Genomic DNA, 395 nt, shown 5'->3' with positions numbered 1-395 from the left:
TGTCGGGCCATCAGTCCATGACACATAATAAGAACTGTAATATTGTTTACGTACAGAAAATTTAGTTTTTGGAAAATATTTTTTTAATTCAGCTCGGATATTTTTACCGACTATTTTTACTTTATTGTCTAAATTAGAAGTTATCTGGGTTAAGTGTGAATATTGATTATTGTTTTTTTGAAACGCGATACCTTGATTAAATTCGGTTTGTTTTTTTTCTTCTGCGGCTTTTTCCGCTTTTTCGAATTCTTCTGACTGTTTAATTAATGATCCAATTGTTTCATAATCAACAAATTCATTTTTAACTTCCCACTGAATCCCCCCCTTAAAATAGATTCTGGTAAGCGATTCGATTTATCACCATTGTAAAATACAATATCAAATTCTGCGTTGCC

Annotated in this window: 1 protein-coding gene; it reads right to left on the bottom strand. The window is 30.9% G+C overall.

Translation table 11 applies throughout. The features are described from left to right. Positions 1-114 (bottom strand): LPD29 domain-containing protein (locus tag AC4IFO_RS23120; RefSeq protein ID WP_490737870.1); only part of this gene is annotated, 114 nt, incomplete at its 3' end. Positions 115-395: the final 281 nt, after the last annotated feature.

Source organism: Providencia sp. UF-224 (assembly GCF_058245955.1).
This window is presented reverse-complemented; position numbering and strand designations above follow the sequence as displayed.